The organism is uncultured Sneathiella sp. (genome assembly GCF_963976355.1).
In the GTDB taxonomy this organism is placed as follows: Bacteria; Pseudomonadota; Alphaproteobacteria; order Sneathiellales; family Sneathiellaceae; genus Sneathiella.
The window spans coordinates 14,513-29,716 of sequence record NZ_CAXBKA010000013.1; the positions used below are offsets into that span (position 1 = coordinate 14,513).

At 50.5% G+C, this 15,204-nt stretch carries 25 protein-coding genes; 4 read left to right on the plus strand and 21 right to left on the minus strand.

What is annotated here, in order from left to right; translation table 11 throughout:
• Positions 1-64: 64 nt before the first annotated feature.
• The 21 genes from AAC599_RS19235 to AAC599_RS19335 all read right to left on the minus strand — a co-directional run bounded on the left by AAC599_RS19235 (position 65) and on the right by AAC599_RS19335 (position 13,213).
• On the minus strand, positions 65-370 hold the full coding sequence (locus AAC599_RS19235) for a hypothetical protein (protein ID WP_340152019.1): 306 nt from the start codon (positions 368-370) through the stop codon (positions 65-67).
• Positions 367-2,109: a portal protein gene (locus tag AAC599_RS19240; protein ID WP_340152020.1), complete on the minus strand. Its 1,743-nt coding sequence runs from the start codon at positions 2,107-2,109 to the stop codon at positions 367-369. Before AAC599_RS19240 ends, AAC599_RS19235 begins: the two co-directional genes overlap by 4 nt.
• 3 nt (positions 2,110-2,112) lie before the next feature.
• Positions 2,113-2,400 carry a hypothetical protein gene (locus AAC599_RS19245; RefSeq protein WP_340152021.1) on the minus strand — a complete coding sequence of 96 codons (288 nt, stop codon included), beginning with the start codon at positions 2,398-2,400 and terminating at the stop codon, positions 2,113-2,115.
• Positions 2,401-3,350: 950 nt separating this feature from the next.
• Entirely contained in the window at positions 3,351-3,575 is a 225-nt protein-coding gene (locus tag AAC599_RS19250) for a hypothetical protein (protein WP_340152022.1), read from the minus strand.
• Complete coding sequence (locus AAC599_RS19255; RefSeq protein ID WP_340152023.1) at positions 3,559-5,082, minus strand: terminase family protein; 1,524 nt, start codon at positions 5,080-5,082, stop codon at positions 3,559-3,561. Before AAC599_RS19255 ends, AAC599_RS19250 begins: the two co-directional genes overlap by 17 nt.
• Positions 5,075-5,872: a GIY-YIG nuclease family protein gene (locus AAC599_RS19260; RefSeq protein WP_340152024.1), complete on the minus strand. Its 798-nt coding sequence runs from the start codon at positions 5,870-5,872 to the stop codon at positions 5,075-5,077. Before AAC599_RS19260 ends, AAC599_RS19255 begins: the two co-directional genes overlap by 8 nt.
• A complete protein-coding gene (locus tag AAC599_RS19265) occupies positions 5,865-6,050 on the minus strand; it encodes a hypothetical protein (protein ID WP_340152025.1) in 186 nt (61 codons plus the stop codon). Before AAC599_RS19265 ends, AAC599_RS19260 begins: the two co-directional genes overlap by 8 nt.
• Positions 6,050-6,547, minus strand: a complete 498-nt coding sequence (locus tag AAC599_RS19270) for a DNA-directed RNA polymerase subunit alpha C-terminal domain-containing protein (RefSeq protein WP_340152026.1) — start codon at positions 6,545-6,547, stop codon at positions 6,050-6,052. Before AAC599_RS19270 ends, AAC599_RS19265 begins: the two co-directional genes overlap by 1 nt.
• A gap of 250 nt (positions 6,548-6,797) precedes the next feature.
• The gene (locus tag AAC599_RS19275) at positions 6,798-6,971 is read right to left on the minus strand and encodes a hypothetical protein (protein WP_340152027.1); all 174 of its coding nucleotides are present in this window, start codon (positions 6,969-6,971) and stop codon (positions 6,798-6,800) included.
• Positions 6,971-7,243: a DUF2312 domain-containing protein gene (locus tag AAC599_RS19280; RefSeq protein ID WP_340152028.1), complete on the minus strand. Its 273-nt coding sequence runs from the start codon at positions 7,241-7,243 to the stop codon at positions 6,971-6,973. Before AAC599_RS19280 ends, AAC599_RS19275 begins: the two co-directional genes overlap by 1 nt.
• A 21-nt stretch (positions 7,244-7,264) precedes the next feature.
• Positions 7,265-7,582 carry a hypothetical protein gene (locus AAC599_RS19285; RefSeq protein ID WP_340152029.1) on the minus strand — a complete coding sequence of 106 codons (318 nt, stop codon included), beginning with the start codon at positions 7,580-7,582 and terminating at the stop codon, positions 7,265-7,267.
• A complete protein-coding gene (locus AAC599_RS19290) occupies positions 7,569-8,147 on the minus strand; it encodes a hypothetical protein (protein WP_340152030.1) in 579 nt (192 codons plus the stop codon). The genes AAC599_RS19285 and AAC599_RS19290 overlap by 14 nt, the downstream gene beginning before the upstream one ends.
• Complete coding sequence (locus tag AAC599_RS19295; protein WP_340152031.1) at positions 8,144-8,878, minus strand: hypothetical protein; 735 nt, start codon at positions 8,876-8,878, stop codon at positions 8,144-8,146. Before AAC599_RS19295 ends, AAC599_RS19290 begins: the two co-directional genes overlap by 4 nt.
• Before the next feature lie 106 nt (positions 8,879-8,984).
• Complete coding sequence (locus AAC599_RS19300; RefSeq protein WP_340152032.1) at positions 8,985-9,209, minus strand: hypothetical protein; 225 nt, start codon at positions 9,207-9,209, stop codon at positions 8,985-8,987.
• A 223-nt stretch (positions 9,210-9,432) separates the two neighbouring features.
• The gene (locus tag AAC599_RS19305) at positions 9,433-9,819 is read right to left on the minus strand and encodes a hypothetical protein (RefSeq protein WP_340152033.1); all 387 of its coding nucleotides are present in this window, start codon (positions 9,817-9,819) and stop codon (positions 9,433-9,435) included.
• Between the two features lie 303 nt (positions 9,820-10,122).
• Positions 10,123-10,566 (minus strand): single-stranded DNA-binding protein, encoded by a 444-nt coding sequence (gene ssb / locus AAC599_RS19310; RefSeq protein WP_340152034.1) that lies wholly within the window; start codon positions 10,564-10,566, stop codon positions 10,123-10,125.
• Positions 10,567-10,863: a hypothetical protein gene (locus tag AAC599_RS19315; protein WP_340152035.1), complete on the minus strand. Its 297-nt coding sequence runs from the start codon at positions 10,861-10,863 to the stop codon at positions 10,567-10,569. It lies immediately after the preceding gene.
• On the minus strand, positions 10,856-11,785 hold the full coding sequence (locus AAC599_RS19320; protein ID WP_340152036.1) for a recombinase RecT: 930 nt from the start codon (positions 11,783-11,785) through the stop codon (positions 10,856-10,858). Before AAC599_RS19320 ends, AAC599_RS19315 begins: the two co-directional genes overlap by 8 nt.
• Positions 11,786-11,796: 11 nt before the next feature.
• Complete coding sequence (locus AAC599_RS19325) at positions 11,797-12,561, minus strand: hypothetical protein (protein WP_340152037.1); 765 nt, start codon at positions 12,559-12,561, stop codon at positions 11,797-11,799.
• A gap of 11 nt (positions 12,562-12,572) precedes the next feature.
• The gene (locus AAC599_RS19330; RefSeq protein ID WP_340152038.1) at positions 12,573-12,893 is read right to left on the minus strand and encodes a hypothetical protein; all 321 of its coding nucleotides are present in this window, start codon (positions 12,891-12,893) and stop codon (positions 12,573-12,575) included.
• Positions 12,890-13,213 (minus strand): DUF1064 domain-containing protein, encoded by a 324-nt coding sequence (locus tag AAC599_RS19335; RefSeq protein ID WP_340152039.1) that lies wholly within the window; start codon positions 13,211-13,213, stop codon positions 12,890-12,892. The genes AAC599_RS19330 and AAC599_RS19335 overlap by 4 nt, the downstream gene beginning before the upstream one ends.
• Before the next feature lie 298 nt (positions 13,214-13,511).
• Between AAC599_RS19335 and AAC599_RS19340 the strand changes: the two genes are divergently transcribed.
• The 4 genes from AAC599_RS19340 (at position 13,512) to AAC599_RS19355 (ending at position 15,109) form a co-directional block, all read left to right on the plus strand.
• The gene (locus tag AAC599_RS19340) at positions 13,512-13,781 is read left to right on the plus strand and encodes a hypothetical protein (protein WP_340152040.1); all 270 of its coding nucleotides are present in this window, start codon (positions 13,512-13,514) and stop codon (positions 13,779-13,781) included.
• 96 nt (positions 13,782-13,877) lie between these two features.
• Entirely contained in the window at positions 13,878-14,165 is a 288-nt protein-coding gene (locus tag AAC599_RS19345; protein WP_340152041.1) for a hypothetical protein, read from the plus strand.
• Entirely contained in the window at positions 14,162-14,326 is a 165-nt protein-coding gene (locus AAC599_RS19350) for a hypothetical protein (protein WP_340152042.1), read from the plus strand. The genes AAC599_RS19345 and AAC599_RS19350 overlap by 4 nt, the downstream gene beginning before the upstream one ends.
• A 219-nt stretch (positions 14,327-14,545) precedes the next feature.
• The gene (locus AAC599_RS19355) at positions 14,546-15,109 is read left to right on the plus strand and encodes a hypothetical protein (RefSeq protein WP_340152043.1); all 564 of its coding nucleotides are present in this window, start codon (positions 14,546-14,548) and stop codon (positions 15,107-15,109) included.
• The last annotated feature ends 95 nt before the right edge of the window (positions 15,110-15,204 follow it).

The following is a 15,204-nucleotide window of genomic DNA, read 5'->3' on the forward strand; positions in this document are numbered from 1 at the left end:
ATGTTTATGCCGTTTGCTGGCATTGTTGAACGGATCAAGCTCTGGCCCAAATGAGTTGGTAGAATTAACTATCAAAGTGGTTCTCCTCTAACATCTTCAGGTAATGCTCTGGATGGGCTGCCCGAATGTCCTCGAGAATCTTTGCGCCAATACTCCGAGCGCCTTCGTTGAATGCAGTGCTGTCAGAGCAGCCAGGGATATGGCTGTTCAGATCCACATGGCTAGTGCTGTAAATAATGTCATGCACCCAGCGACGGCCACGAGGCTTCGACAGGATAAATTCCAGGTCACGTTCCCGGTCCTTCTCCTGGTCGTCCGCCTTCTGGATGTCACCAGGGCTAGAGCTATCTTTGACAATGTGCATACTCATACTGATGCGCCACTTCCCAACAGGTCAGTTAATGCGTTTGGTGACTGAGAATCCGTCTCGCTCAATACCTTGGCATTCGCGGCCAAGGCTCCAGCTTGATCTTGTTCCTGGGCAGCCTGAGCCTGTTGAGCTCGCGCCTCCCGAGCATTGCCGACAGTTTCTGTATCTTTAATTAGTTGCGGATCATTACCCAGGATCTCCGAGTATTCGCGCATTGCGAAATCAGCATCGATAACATCAACGACCTCTGGGAACACAGCAGACAGGTTGCCTGCGAAGCTCATGGTACGTTCAATGCTTGATGCCGAAACAGCCTGCTGGGCCTGCGCCAAGAGCGAGATGTAATCCACCTTCAGCTCTACCCCTTGAAGTGCCTCGGGCGGCGGTGGGAGGAGGTCAGCTTCTAAGGCAAACTCGAAAACGTCATCAAGTAGGGGGTTCAGAAGCTCCACGTTCAGCCTTTGTAACACAGGCCCGAGCAGAACAAGCTTCTCTTCATGGCGCTCAACAACCTCAGTGGCTGTGATCTGCCGACGATCGGAATTGATCATCATTGCAAAGAGGTCAGCATAGAACCCACGCTGGATGCGGCCTTGTACTTCTTGGATGTCTTGACCCAATCCGGATATGTCAGGCGTCACAGTGTAGGCAGGCTGGTATCCAGCTCCGCCCTGCGTCGGGTCCACATAGGTATTGGCACCAGGTAGAGTTGACGTTGGCTTGCCGCGAAGACTTACAGACGCAACCATTGGAGGGTTGACCTGTTTATCAATAGCCTGAGCCTTACGCTTCTGCTGGTGCTGTAATTGTTTGATGTCGCCAAGTGTGTCCATACCTGGTGATCTGCCGTACACGTCGCCGGGGAGAACATCCCACCGCGGCACATAGGCTGGGAATCGTTTGTATCCGCCTTCGCTCAATAGCTTATCGCCATCGCCGCCATATTCCATGTATGCAGATTTGAACGGCATGTTCTTGCCATCCATCTTACCATACTCGCGGTCTTCAGAACGCCGTGGTTCGATCATATGGATGATGGGGACAAGCTCGTCATAGTTCTGCTCATCCCAAAGCTTCTTGGTTACCGCGCTCAATACGGACCAATCGAGGCTGCCATCTGACTGGACGACAAACTTCTCAACGACCTGGCTGACTGTGTATGTGAAATACCGGCCGAGCGTATCGACGTTGCCTTTATCATCTTCGGCAATGATGTATTCGCCTGCCGTGTATGGGCGGAACCGCACAACCTTCTCAAAGCTTGGCTCTCGGAACATTGGCCCGGTGCCGAAGCCTCCCAGCTCTGTATAGATAGTGGACATGGAATTGTAGAAATTGGAATTGTTCAGGATGCCGCGTTCAACGGCTTCAACCTTAGACAACCAGATCTTCACGTCTTCACGGTCCATTAGGTCAGGGTCTCCAGCAACTCCGCGCCGGTGCCAGGGTCGAGCTGGGCTCGTCATACCAGACATCATGCCCGCAGCCATAGTCCGCAAAGCTTGTGTGCCGGTGCTATCAATAATCTTGTTGTTGCGCTTGCGGCCTCGGGTGTTCGAGCTGTCCTCAATTAAGAACCGGCCACGACGAGGTGCTAAGTAATCACTCAGCTCTTGCCAATGACTTCTCCATGATGATCTATCGTTCTCGAGCTTACGATAGCGCCGGATGATTGGTCCGCGCTTGCCCTTCAACGTATTCATTGACTGAAGGTTTTCTGGTGATGCCAGCAAGGCCATAGTCTATTCCTTATCGAGGGATGGATACATTTTTTCGGCTGCTGTCGGCTTGTCTTTCTCTTCTAGGTACAGCTCTAGTACCTCCAGAGAGGCAGTCCGAGAACCGTCTTTTGCTTTGCCCATCTCAGAGACCCGCACTTTGCCGGTGATCATACGTTCGTCACCTGGCTCCGCATCATTGGGAACAGCATCGACATCGCCGTCGTTCAGATATAGCCGCGGATAGTTTTTGCTCTCCGTCTGCTCATCCATCAACGTGCCGCCGACAGGCTTTGCGCCTAGTTCTGGCATGGTCTAGCTCCCTAATAGGGTTTTTGTTGTTGTGGCCGGTGTTTGTACACCGAGAGGCCCGGTCTTAACCGTTCCACCTTGGCCAGCCTGGATACGTGCGCGCTTCTGCTCATCACGTCGAGCCTGCGACACTGCCTCGTCTGCCTTTTTGGCAACGGGTGCAGGAGGTGGTGGAGGTGGCGGTGGAGGGGGAGGGGCTGCCGCTTTTGGGGCACCGCCAAAACCTGGGATATATGATAGCTGTTTGATAAAGTCCATGATCCGCATAAGAATGCTCCGGTTTGAGAGGTGGCAATAAAGTTGATGGGGAGTAATCGAGAATGAATTGATGCCAAGGATTAGCTTGGCGTGGCCAACACAGTTGTTCAACATGAAAGGGCCAAAGGTGCTATTGCGTTGCGTTTGTATTGATAAGACCTCGTATCCACCGTCTCGGTAGTACGAAGACAGGTCGAAGTCTTTTGCGGCAAAGGATTCTATTGTGGGGTTTCCGTCGCGCCAATCGTACTTGACCCAACCGTTGTCCGTCAAAACGCAGACAAAGACGTGCCGGTGAGCCTTATCCAGCATCCAGGACAGCGCGTGATGGTTGCCCGATGCAAATACAAGTATTGCGTCCATACACCGTAATTAGCACAAGATGGAGCGCCGGTCTATTAAATTGTGGTATTATCGTACCGCACTATTGCATGGGGACGAACAAGGAATCAAAGTGGATATGATGCCAGGGCCCGACGAACGTGCTGTCGTCAGTGTCCAGAACCCTATATCTCGGAATCATCCCTTCACTGAGTAAGTACAATCCGCCATCTGTTGGCATAACCACAATGGTTTCTGGATTTGGTGTATCTTCATATGGGTCAATATCGCCCCATGATTCCTCGTACCATATGCATGTAGGGCAATCGCAGAGCATAACGTGTGCGACGGTAACGCCAACACGGGCAAGATCAGATTGGGTCATAGTCGGGATCGCTCTTGTCTTTGTGCAGCATCGATTGCCATGACGGCCCAGCGCAAGGTGCCTTCTCGGTGTCCACGTTCTTGCGATTGCCGCAGTTGGTGCAAACCTGGGACGGTCCCTGCCCTGGTAGCCTGGCTCCCCAGATGTGAGGCGATCGGTTGATGTTGTCATCGAATGCACCGATGTCGCCCTTTTTAAGAGTGCGGGTCATAGTCGTCACCTTTCTTGCCTTCGGTTTGGTTCCAAGGCAGATCTTCGTCTCGGTCTGTCTGGAATAGTGCGAGAACATATGCGTCACCGTAATCAGGTGAGCGGCCGATCCTCTCGGCAACGTCCTCTTTCAATTCTATCTGCACACCCTGAGCTGTCAGCTTCCAGTGTGGTGCGGTCAGGTCAGCCCTCAGACGTGGATTAGGCGGCAGGGATAGGTTGAGCCCGTTCACTGGGTCCAAGGCCTCACGCATCCCCCAATAGCTCTCGGCGCGCATGTTCCGGAACTTCAGCGTCCTGGATGCGTCCACCTCATTTGATTTGGCTGAGTTATTGATAGGAACAGTTTGCACCCGGTTGCTGACTAGAAAGTCTGTTGGGCTCGCGCCGATGCCAATCACGTCGATATGGACAGGCGCTCGATCTCTTCTGGCTTTCATAACCAGGCCTGCCGCTGTCGGTCCATCAGGCACATCGATGCCAGCAATAGCGATCGGTTCGTCAAACCACAATGAATGGCGACGTGCAATTATCATTTCATCACGTCCACCCCGGCTGGGATCTACGCCCAGACTCGTCATTGGCGGCCGCTCTGGTGCCTCCATGGGGGACCATCGATCCATGGCCTGAGCAACCCAATCGGATGGGATGACTTGCCAGACTGGATCATCCATGCCCGCGCCGAAATCACCTTTAAGCATTTGAGAACGCAATGGTTCAGGCAATGCTTGCAGTGTAGATTTGTATCCGGTCTCCATCAGGAAGACATTGTCCTCAACGCTGGATGGAATGAACGTGCGGGATGTCGGCTTAATCATCTCGTCTTCATACTCGAACGGATCACCGCTTTCGACAATTTCCTCTTTGCCGTCGATCATGGCATACCATACCAATTCGCCTGGCTTGGCAGGATGAGGGTGGTCTTTCATCAGCCAAGGCCCCCAGAACTCCTTTACCCATTGTCCCTCCGCTGATGTCGGTGGGTTGCCGGTGCAGATGATTCTCTTTCGCTGTCCCTCGACGGTAGATCTTAACCAACCACCCAAGAACCTGAATTGCGCTTCTGGAAAGTGACATATTTCATCAAACCCCTTCAAGTCATGTGGGCGGCCTTGATATTTTTCTTCATCCTTCGGGTTAGGCGTGGACCCAAATTCTATTTGTCTGCCAGGCAAACGCCAGATCTTATCCTTTGCTGCAAACCCATCACGGCTGCCAAGCATCTCGGTCATCCGGTCATAGATGCCCTGGAGCTGTGTGCCCTCTCTCCGGAATATGATTGATTTGAGATGTGATGTGAGACATGCGCCGATGAGCAAATCTGTTTTTCCACCGCCAGCAGCTCCACCATAGAATAAAATATCCGCGCCCGAGTAATACGCTTCAGTCTGGGGCCCAGGTAGCGGAACCCACAACGGAGTGCCGTCGAGCAGCAATTGGTCTAGCTCTTCTGCATCCTCCTTGCTGAGGTTTGCAACAGCGGCTTTAATCAGGTCGAGGTCAAGCACCCTTGGTCGCCTTTTCTAATAGAGCTGCAATCCTGGCCGCACGAGCTGTCGCTGACAACTCAGTAACCACCAAGGCTCCATCCAGCTCTATCTTTTTCGGCGGGAAGAATCCCAGGAGGTTTGTTTGCTTATCCGCTGCACCTGTCATGGCGCTTGGTTGATCTGTACTCTCTGCCAAATCATATGCTTTTTGGAACTTACCCAACTGTCCTTCTAGCGTGTACTGAGCCTTTTCGATCACGGGAGCTTTGATGATATCTATCCTTGCCTTAATCTTGTCCTTGGCCAGGAGGTGAGATGCCTTTTCGTTTACGGACTTTAATGAGGCTTTGCATCTTGGATATGCGTCTCGGTATGCGTCAGAGATTGAATTGAATTTACCTCCGGCGACGTTGATACAATATCGCTCTTCGTTGAGTGAATATTTCCAATCCTTGATAGCCGTTCCTGTTTCCTTTTCCGCCGTCTTTGGCGCTGCCTTGCTTTGCCCACCAGCCCCTCCTTTGTTTTTGTTGGTCAGGTTTTCCATGCCGTATTTATCGATGTATGCTTTCTCCCCTGCATATGCTGCCTTCTCATCGTCATACCATTCCAGGACAATTGCTTGAGGCTTGAGGCCCGCGGCTTCTATCCCATCGATGACAGCCATCTTGGCGGGGTTCTTCCTTTTGTCTACAGGATAGGATGATTTGAAGTGTTGGAACCGGCGCGCAGCCGATCCTTTCCCGATATAGAAAATGCTCAGGGTTATGGGATTCATTAACGCATAACAATAATGCCTGTTACCCATCGAACGGTATCCTTACATGCTCCGCCGCGACTAAAGGTTTACCGGCTGTTTGCTCTTCGGCCTTTGACGCGACTAGGTTGCTCATCACTCGGATGGTTACGGCCATGTCCATGATGTCGAAGTTCTTGCTTTCCATCACCTTGAAAAATGATGTTGCCTGTTTCTGTGGATCGTTCATTATGATTTCTTCCAATACATCCGTCCGATGCTGCGGGTGAATTGCGCCGTAGCCTGCCAGAACGTATTCAGCGTCTCCATCCTCCAATAGGACTCCTTCTCCTTTGACCGCTCTGCCCGACGACGCCAATCAGCCTCACTGCCCTGCAAATCTGTGATCTGGTTCTTTAGGTCATCAACATTTTCGTCGGAGTTTTCGTCGGTTAACGCTCGGCGGAGACCGGAAACCTGGCTCTGGTAACTTCGTAATTCAGTCTGAATATCCGCAACGCAGTTCTTGTGAAAAATCATAAAATCCCGAAACGTGGGTGCCCCTGGGTCTTTCCGTATCTCTTCAATGATCGGCAAAATCTCTTTCCAAGATTTACGCCCAAAATTTGGTATCCGCAACAAGTCGGCGTCGCTCATCATTAGCAATTTTACCGCCGTGTATGAGCCGTCGTTCTTCAATGCTTTCCTTGCCCTATTAGAAAAATTGTAATTATCTAAAATATTCATTTTGCTTTCCTTTGCTTCCTTCTCCCTGAAAAGTCCCCGGCGCGTATCTGTGCGCCAGGGTAAGTTTAACAGGGAGGACTTATGTTAACCCGTTTCGGGTACTGTTGGCAACTGTGTCCGGTGCATAGCTCCGCTGTATTTTTCCCGCTCCACCCAAACCTCCAGCCGATGTTTAAATGCGTCGTCTCCTTCACGCCACATTTTGCAGCGGGCCGCCGTCCAAGCGCCAGGGGTCCACCAAACGCCAGACTTAGGAATGCTCATCAATTATCTTGGCCATCTTTTCAACGAGGGGCCCAACCGCTTCTGCGGCAAGACGATCCCTCACCTCATTCTCAATACGGGCCATCGATTCTTGACGCTCGAGAACCTCAGACGCCGTGATTGGATCTCGACGCCCCTTGAACATCCCTATGCTTTTCATCACTCGGCCGCCTGCGAGAACATATCCGTCTGCATACCGAGGGCGCGTTTATAGACATTGATCAACTCGGCATGCTCTGCCGCGTCATTGGGGTCCATCTTGCGGAGCTTAATTATCTCCCGCATAATTTTGACATCAAAACCGGTGCCCTTCGCTTCAGAAAACACTTCCTTAATGTCTTCTGTCAGCGTAATTTTCTCCGATTCCAATTTTTCGATCCGTTCTACAAAGGACCGCAACCGATCACCAGATATTCCTGCAAATTCATTCATCATCGTTCTCCTTCGGTTAAATTAAAACTTCTTGCCGCCGTGCTTGTAGCTGCGCTTCAGATTGTACTCCATCTTTTCCGTGATGCATTGTTCCAGGTCTATTCCACGAAGCCCGCAATAATCAAAAATGCGGATGCACACGTCAGCCAGCTCAACACCAACCGGGTCCAGGTTAGGTAAGTGGTCATCACGCTGTTCAGGTTTTCGTAACGCCTCCAACGCCTCAGACAATTCAGAGTGCATCAACGCAATACATTCTGCATCGTTTTTTTCCGTTTCGTGCCAGCCTTTTTGTTTGGCTGTGTTGTGGGCTAATTGCACCAATTTATTTATCTGCATTTTCTGCTCTCCCCATCGCTTTCCGTAGATTAGCCATGACTTTCGACGCATGGTCTCGGCGCTCTGCAACTGGCTCCTGAATATTACTGTCCTGAGATTTGATATCCGCATCAACGATCGATGTTAGTCTGCGGATTAGGGTGCGGTATTCTGATACCTCACTGTCTAGAAACTCTACCAGCTCCGCGTATGCCGGGAACCATGTGAATTTTGTGGCCGCTCTGGCCAGGCTGGATTTTGTAAAAACAAATTCTGGGTATTCAATCATGGCTGAGTACCCCACGATTTTAGCCTTAACGTCACCAACCTCTTTGCGGCCGGTACACAACGTCATCAATGACCCTACCCATTTAGCCTTGTCCGAATCAGTGGCATCCGGTGTGTCTTCCATCTGGGCTAATGCGATCGATGCCTGAGCCTGTATCTCTTCCGTAATTACCGGCAGTTTCCATGTGTTGCTGTATGCCAGCTCCCCATCTCGTGAGAGCCCGGTGGTCTTTGTACGGCCCTTGACGGCGGCAACCAGAGTTGCAGGAAAATCACGAACTGTTGCTAACTTTTTCATGTGCCGTTCCTCTCTGTCTCGATTTCAGACAATGCCTGGGCGACAACGTCAACGCCGCCTCCGCGCCGGGTGTCGGTCCAATTGTCGTATGAGCCTTCCATGAGCTTAACAAAGCTGGATTCCTGAAGCAGAAAATCAAACGAGGCTTTCCAATTGCCACCGGCCTGGCCGAGGAGACCGGGAGTTTTGGCCACCTTCTCCAGAGCTGCGTCCCATCCTTCGAGACCACCACAGTCCTTCAAACGAGCCACAGCTTTTGCTTTGCGGGCCTTCGTTAGCTTTTGAACCTTAGTTAATCCATAATCAGATGCCATACGATTCCAGCTATCAACCATCAAGCGGGTGTCATCGACAGATGACGTAAGTACTTTCTTCTCTACCTCTCTCTCTCCTCTCCTCTCCTCTCTCTCTGGTATATCATCTTGCTTGCTCTCTGCTAGCATGTTGCTACAGCCTTGATCTATAACGATAAAACCAGACTGTACGAGTAGGTCGAGGTCAACGGGTTCTGTGGCGTTTATCTTGTTCCCAACAAACCGTGCGTCATAAGGTATTTTATTGTGGGAGCGTGATGCTAGCAACCAGATAGCAAAAAGGTGCGCTTTGCTGACATCAGGCAAGCTGGCAATTTCATAGTCTTCTAGGGTGCAGTTATACAGCTTTATCCAAGGGGGTGTTCTATCCTTGTAGTGCTGGAAACTTTCAAAATTCTTTACGGAGAAATGGTTCAATGCTTTATCCCTTCAACATGCTTCCCTTTAAAAATGTGTGGCGGACCAGGGAAAGCGAAAGTCTTCAGGGTAATTACTCCCAGAATTTTTTCACCACACAAAAACACTATACTGATTTCTCTCGGGCGACAATAGCTTTATAATCACTATAATACATCTCAGCATTGGACGCGCATTTCGGGCAAGCATCGAGGCCGCCCAGAACTGCCGTCTCGCTGGTGTTAATGTCCTGCCAGTGGCCATAAACATTCTTGACGCATTCCGTCCGCTCAGTGACCAGCTTTCCCACTGGACGGTAAATAGCCCCGGTCCCCTCGCAGATTAAACACATTTTCTCTTCCTCTTCTTATTCCCGTTCGCCATCTTATAAGCCATGTATGCGCGCTGTATGGCTTTTTTCGATGATGGCTTCTGGTCCAGGTGCCACACGCCCCTGATGCAGAAAACGCGGATAGGCCCAAGTGTTTTAGCGTACCGGGAGAAATCCGATTGGTACAAGAACTCCCGAGCCCCTTTGTCGTCTACGCCGAATGCAATCTTAATTTCATTAAATGTCATAGCGGGCCCTCATATGGTTTAGGTGGGATTGGGATTTGCTCTATACCAGCCCAGAACAGGATCTTCTCCAGGTATGCCGACATCTCTTTAATCCGTAAATGCTTGGTGGTGTATTCCTCATGCATACCGCTGGGGCACTCATGTATGATTGGAGGCAAAAGCAGTTTCATCAATTCCAAATGCATTGCCTGCTTAAAATAACCCAGGTGGTCACCAATGGCCGTGTTCAGAACCCACATGTATTTGTTCTGGTCTTCACTGCGCTTCCGTTTGTACGGCTGCACGATAATCTCCTGAAGATTCTCAGGATCAATTTTCAGCTCCAGCAATACCGTCATCGCGTGATGCCGCTGGGTCTCACCCCGTAAAATCGTTTTGATCATATAATCTCTCCGCTATTTCTAGTCCGTTCACGCCGAATCTGGCCAAGTATTCGATCTCATCCCCATTCAGGTGGAGATCCATATGATGGTAAGGACAAAGCGGGATGACAAAATTATCACCGGCCTTGAGGCTTGCCCCCCGCACTGGCCCACCTGGCCCATAATTTCCTATCAGGTGGTGGGCCTGGCAAGGAGCGCGGCCACAAACGCAGCAAGGGAGCAGGGCAACCATCCTGAGATGGGTCACGTCTTTCAGCCTCCCCGGCTTCATGCGCTTGGGCTTAACACCTTTTGGGATCAACACTAGAAGGGAATCTCGTCGTCCAGATCCGGCGCGCTTTCCGGAGAACCTGAACCGGCTTCCTGCCGCTGCTCCTGCCCACCATAATTGCCGCCGCCTTCGCTTTTCCCATCCAACATAATCATCTTCGCATCAAACCCTTGGAGGACAATTTCTGTGGTGTATTTTTCAACGCCATCATTGCCCTGCCACTTGCGGGTTTGCAGCTTGCCTTCGATGTAGACCTTTGATCCTTTTTTCAGGTATCTCTCAATCACACCGCACAGACCATCAGAGAATACCACGATCCGAACCCACTCGGTTTTCTCTTTAGTTTCGCCGGTCTGCTTGTCCTTCCATTTTTCAGAACAGGCAATCGTAAAATTGCCCACCTTAGAACCTGACTGTGTAAGACGGATCTCTGGGTCACGGCCTAAATTCCCAATGAAGCTGCATTTGTTTAACATCTATTTCTCTCCGATATTTTCTGTTAATTTATATTCCCAAAGGCCGCTCTCTCTAGCTCCCTTGGGACGCTTTTCAACGATGTGTGACCCGAACCGCTCTTTCCGCAAATGCCTAAGCTGTGCCGATATGGATGCATGAGGATCGCCCGTTATTATTGCCAAGTCATCCAGGGTGCGCCAGTGACCTAAAATCATTGCATCATAGACGCGCTTGATCTGGCCGGTTAATCGCTCTTGATCGAACACCGGCTCATAGACGGGACCATTAAACCGGGCGTGGTCAAATAAATCATCCACGGTCCTGCCCTCCCAACTCAGATTTGATATCCGCCTTCCGCTCGTTCATAGCGACGTTGAAACGCTGGCGGCTATCGCTATCACGAACAGGACCAAGAGCATGCAGGCACTCTTCATTCCATTCCATATAAGCATCAACCGATCCGTCCGCCGTCGCCACGTTTTTGAGGTTATCAATCGCCGCGTCAACGAAAGCATCGTCTGTCCCGAAAGTCTCGATTTCTGTCCCAAATTCATCACGCAAAATAAAGTTAAAAACACCGTCCGTTGACACATCTTCGGATTCATGCTCAACGACCTCCTCCTCCAGGAAGTCTTCACGCTTAGGCATAGTTGGAGCTGTGTTCTCGATCACCTCACCCTCGACAATCCTGGCCGCTTCGTCTTCGTCATAAATACCGGAGAAACCAAACGCCAAACGGGCACATTGCTGGAGAGCCTTATGTCGAAGCATTCTCTTCGTGTGGCTCTTCCAGGGGCCCGATGGCTTGTAGCATTCATCCAGGTATTCCCGAATGGTCACGGGAATCTCCCGGTCTTTCCGATGGATAGAGCATTCGATCCAATCAGGGCAATTTTTAGCACCATCATTTTTCGTTGATGTATCGGAGTAATCAAATTCCATCCCGTTCATCGACGGGTGCGAATTACACAGCGTGACCCAGCCGTCCAAACTAATAACAGGAATCACAGACCCCTTATTTGGAAAGGCCCATATCTCCTTAGTGAATGGGTTTAGATTGTACTCATTGGCCACAATGATCAGAGACATCATCTCCTCATTAGACGGCGGCCGATCCCCTTTGAATGCCGTCAATTTTAACGTGGTCAAAAGCTTGTCAGCATCAACGCCATACTTACCGGCGAAGGCCTCAACTAATTTCACTTTTGGTGTTTCGAGTTTTGCTACTTTGCTTCCCATAATACTTTCCTTTATCTAACTACAGTTTTTGTATCTTCAAAGATACGGGCACCGGCAAGCTCACGCCCACCAGCTTTTACGAATGATCGAACAGCCTTTTCCAGGGCCTCTTCTGGTATGTGATGACGTAAAACCTCGAGGTCTATTGTAGCACGTTCTACATCAGAAAACGTCCAAAAAGTTCGCAGGCTTGAAACAGATCCATGGTCTCCACGGGTCCGTGATAGGTCCGCTGCTTTTGCGGTTGCCTCTGCCGCTGCCTTTGCGGAATCGGCCGCTGCTTGGGCTGCATTTGTCTCAGCTTCAACAGCGGCGTCAACGTCTGCATCGGTCACCATGGCCGCAGCTTTGTCAGCAGCTTCCTTGGCTGCACGTTCCGCCTCTTCACGCTGGATGCTGGCCTCTTCTTCCCGTGCCGCGCGCTCCTCAGCAGCGACAACGCGAAGGTGGATATTTAGACGCGCCTCCATATCTTTCTTGGCGTCCTCAACTTTACCGCCGAGCCCTTTGAAAAACCCATCAACGACCCGGCCGCCTGCCAAGTATGGTTCCTTTGTTGCCACCCGGCGCGCAGTCGCTTCTTTGTTGGCGGCAGACAGTTGCTTGATGAAGTCACCAACGGCACCGGCATTGTCAGCACCTACAACAGCAGGCGTTCTCGTCATGCTGTCCATCAGCGCCTCAACGCGATCGACCAGGTCTACGTTGTTTTCAACAAGAGTGTCGCGTAAAATGTCTTCGTCAGTTGGAGGGTTATTGTGTCCTATATCATTCATAATTTTTCTCCTCAGAAAATTGGTTTAAGATCCGATAATTTCTCTCGACGTTTATCGGTATCCCATTTTTTCTTAGCCACGAGATAAGCATATTCTTTAGCCGGTGACAGTCGGCCCCGAGCAACAATTGGCGAAGTGTCTCTATCGGCCATCAATCTTTCCACAGACAATGCCTCTACTTCCTCGCCATCAATTTCGGCCACCACAGGCGGGAACCGATCGCAAACGTCAGACCACTCATGCTCGCCTTCAACCTGGGTACACACACACGGGCGGTGATACGCCAGAAGGTATGTGCGGGCTCCACGCTTGTATGAGAAGTAGCCGTTCATTTGTATTTAATCTCCGTTATCTTTATTCCGTACTGGGCCTCAACAAGTTTTTTCTTCAGCTTGTAAACGGCAGTGGCAATTCCCTTCACATCTTCAATCATTCTTTCGTCAGGCGTGAAATAGGCGAAGTCCGCTTTATAGAAACCACAACCAACACCGTTCACAACAATATTGAACCTGGGCTGTAAGGTTAGATTGTGTATTTCACCGGCCCGCTCGAATAACAGCAACTCACCATAACGCCGAGCCTCAGCCTTAGAATCAAACATGATGCCATCAACCTCAGTTTTGGTATTGTTGTATTTATTTTTTCGGGACATTTAAAAATCCCTTTGGTATGTTTACGCCCTGCCGATTTGCAAGAGCAGCTACATCGTTTCTATATACCCAGGAAACGCCGCGGGTTCTCCAGTTGGATACCCGCTGCGAAGATCCTAGACCGAGAGCCTGGCTGACTGTGGTAGGCCCGCCTAGCTTATCTATAAAATTTGCATGTTTATGTTTCATGCCCCCTTGTAACAAATTGTTTCATAAAGTGCAAGATTTAATTTGACAACGTGAAACGCCGTGTTACACTTCAAATCAAGAGACGCGAACAACCCAAACAGGAGAGACACAATGTACGGCAAAAAACGGATCATCTTCAAAAAAGATTGCACAGTAGTTTTCGCAGGCGGCAAGGGTTGGCATCCAATGGGATACCATGGAACAGGTCCGCTGCCTGGCATGAACGGCCGCAAGCGTGTAGGTCCAGTTCAGGCTCGCATGTTAAAGCCTGAATTTTCAAACACCCGCCCAACATCTGACCATATGTTTCAGATCATTAAAGCTGACAATGCCAAGGATTTAAAAGCAGCTATATCAAAAGAATATAACTTCCCAGCCTAACAACCGCAGCGGCTTCCCAGAGCCAACGCCCAACGCCCCGCCTCAGAAATGAGAGCGGGGTTGAGGCAGTAGGAAAGCAAAAAAAAGGAAAGCAATATGTCTACATTAGTTGAATTTACCACATCATTCGGAGAGGACAATTTCCTCTACATCATCGCTGAGGTGTTCCCCGGTCAGAAGCAGATCACATATGGTCCGAACATGCAGCCAGCATTTGGCCCAACAGTCGAGGTTCTAACATGCACCCTGGTTCAGGATGAAGAAGCCACAGACGGCATAAACTTCGAGGTTAGCGGTCTGGGCACATGGAACCGCCGGTCTAACAAATATTCCAGCCTGGTCGATGCCATCGAAGACGAATGCATTGAGAGGGCCAGCGAATGAGCATGGCAAGATGCGATTCCTGCCAGGTCTTGATAGATACTGACATTGACCCCAAGGCCGCGCAGGGTGACCAGTTCACCTGTGAGGCCTGCCGGGTTCTCCAAGACGATGAAGCCGCCTACGACATCCGGAACGGTTTCGAGCCACAACGGGATTTTTAACAGGGTCGCTCCCCAAAAAAGTCTGCCGCGCATATTTCATGGGAACTATCCCAATCACGGACAACATGATCGTCCAATACAATTTGAGGGCATAATGAATAAAGAAATGATAGAACGTCTCCTTCGTGAAGCTTACGATTTTTTGTCTTACGAAAAACCATCAACCGCAACCCTGCGCGATATCTGCCGCCGGTTCGTTGCTCAACATGGTGTATCGTAATGGGGAAACGTAGTAATTTTCCGCAAAATGCCGCACAGAAAGGCCGTGGATTTTACCCCACACCTGAACACGCCGTACAGGCCCTCCTGCCCCACCTGGAGCCAGAGACCAGGTTTGATGAGCCCTGTGCAGGGGACGCCGCATTGGTCGATTTCCTGCAAGACCTCGGACACTGGTGTGAAGGTTTTTCTGACATCGAGCCCACAGTGCCAGACATGACATCCATCTCCGCGTTTGATCTGACTGAGTGCGCTGGTGAAATGTTCATCACCAACCCGCCCTGGCCAACCAGAGGACAAAAGGGATATCCGACAGTGGACATGGCGTTGCACCTGTCATCGATCGCTCCTACCTGGTTCCTGCTCTCATCAGATTTTGCCCATAATATTTATTTTTCCCGCTTGGCCGATCGATGTGCCAAGATAGTATCTGTCGGCCGCGTTAAGTGGTTCGACGGAGAAGGAAGCACCCCAGGGAAAGACAATGCCGCCTGGTATTTATTCGATCAAGATTACCCTGGCCAAACAAGATTCTTCGGGAGGGCTTACAATGGGGGCGCTTAAAGCACTTTTGCTCTCAGCGGCCCTCCTAGGGGCTGTAATAGCGATTCAATCTTGGGACTACATGGAAAACATAAAATGACAACAGTTTTTAAAGA

Coding starts and splice junctions, on each gene's coding strand:
- AAC599_RS19235 (WP_340152019.1), bottom strand. CDS start 370: ATGAGTATGCACATTGTCAAAGATAGCTCTAGCCCTGGTGACATCCAG.
- AAC599_RS19240 (WP_340152020.1), bottom strand. CDS start 2,109: ATGGCCTTGCTGGCATCACCAGAAAACCTTCAGTCAATGAATACGTTG.
- AAC599_RS19245 (WP_340152021.1), bottom strand. CDS start 2,400: ATGCCAGAACTAGGCGCAAAGCCTGTCGGCGGCACGTTGATGGATGAG.
- AAC599_RS19250 (WP_340152022.1), bottom strand. CDS start 3,575: ATGACCCGCACTCTTAAAAAGGGCGACATCGGTGCATTCGATGACAAC.
- AAC599_RS19260 (WP_340152024.1), bottom strand. CDS start 5,872: ATGGGTAACAGGCATTATTGTTATGCGTTAATGAATCCCATAACCCTG.
- AAC599_RS19265 (WP_340152025.1), bottom strand. CDS start 6,050: ATGAACGATCCACAGAAACAGGCAACATCATTTTTCAAGGTGATGGAA.
- AAC599_RS19270 (WP_340152026.1), bottom strand. CDS start 6,547: ATGAATATTTTAGATAATTACAATTTTTCTAATAGGGCAAGGAAAGCA.
- AAC599_RS19275 (WP_340152027.1), bottom strand. CDS start 6,971: ATGAAAAGCATAGGGATGTTCAAGGGGCGTCGAGATCCAATCACGGCG.
- AAC599_RS19280 (WP_340152028.1), bottom strand. CDS start 7,243: ATGAATGAATTTGCAGGAATATCTGGTGATCGGTTGCGGTCCTTTGTA.
- AAC599_RS19285 (WP_340152029.1), bottom strand. CDS start 7,582: ATGCAGATAAATAAATTGGTGCAATTAGCCCACAACACAGCCAAACAA.
- AAC599_RS19290 (WP_340152030.1), bottom strand. CDS start 8,147: ATGAAAAAGTTAGCAACAGTTCGTGATTTTCCTGCAACTCTGGTTGCC.
- AAC599_RS19300 (WP_340152032.1), bottom strand. CDS start 9,209: ATGTGTTTAATCTGCGAGGGGACCGGGGCTATTTACCGTCCAGTGGGA.
- AAC599_RS19305 (WP_340152033.1), bottom strand. CDS start 9,819: ATGATCAAAACGATTTTACGGGGTGAGACCCAGCGGCATCACGCGATG.
- ssb (WP_340152034.1), bottom strand. CDS start 10,566: ATGTTAAACAAATGCAGCTTCATTGGGAATTTAGGCCGTGACCCAGAG.
- AAC599_RS19320 (WP_340152036.1), bottom strand. CDS start 11,785: ATGGGAAGCAAAGTAGCAAAACTCGAAACACCAAAAGTGAAATTAGTT.
- AAC599_RS19325 (WP_340152037.1), bottom strand. CDS start 12,561: ATGAATGATATAGGACACAATAACCCTCCAACTGACGAAGACATTTTA.
- AAC599_RS19330 (WP_340152038.1), bottom strand. CDS start 12,893: ATGAACGGCTACTTCTCATACAAGCGTGGAGCCCGCACATACCTTCTG.
- AAC599_RS19335 (WP_340152039.1), bottom strand. CDS start 13,213: ATGTCCCGAAAAAATAAATACAACAATACCAAAACTGAGGTTGATGGC.
- AAC599_RS19340 (WP_340152040.1), top strand. CDS start 13,512: ATGTACGGCAAAAAACGGATCATCTTCAAAAAAGATTGCACAGTAGTT.
- AAC599_RS19345 (WP_340152041.1), top strand. CDS start 13,878: ATGTCTACATTAGTTGAATTTACCACATCATTCGGAGAGGACAATTTC.
- AAC599_RS19350 (WP_340152042.1), top strand. CDS start 14,162: ATGAGCATGGCAAGATGCGATTCCTGCCAGGTCTTGATAGATACTGAC.
- AAC599_RS19355 (WP_340152043.1), top strand. CDS start 14,546: ATGGGGAAACGTAGTAATTTTCCGCAAAATGCCGCACAGAAAGGCCGT.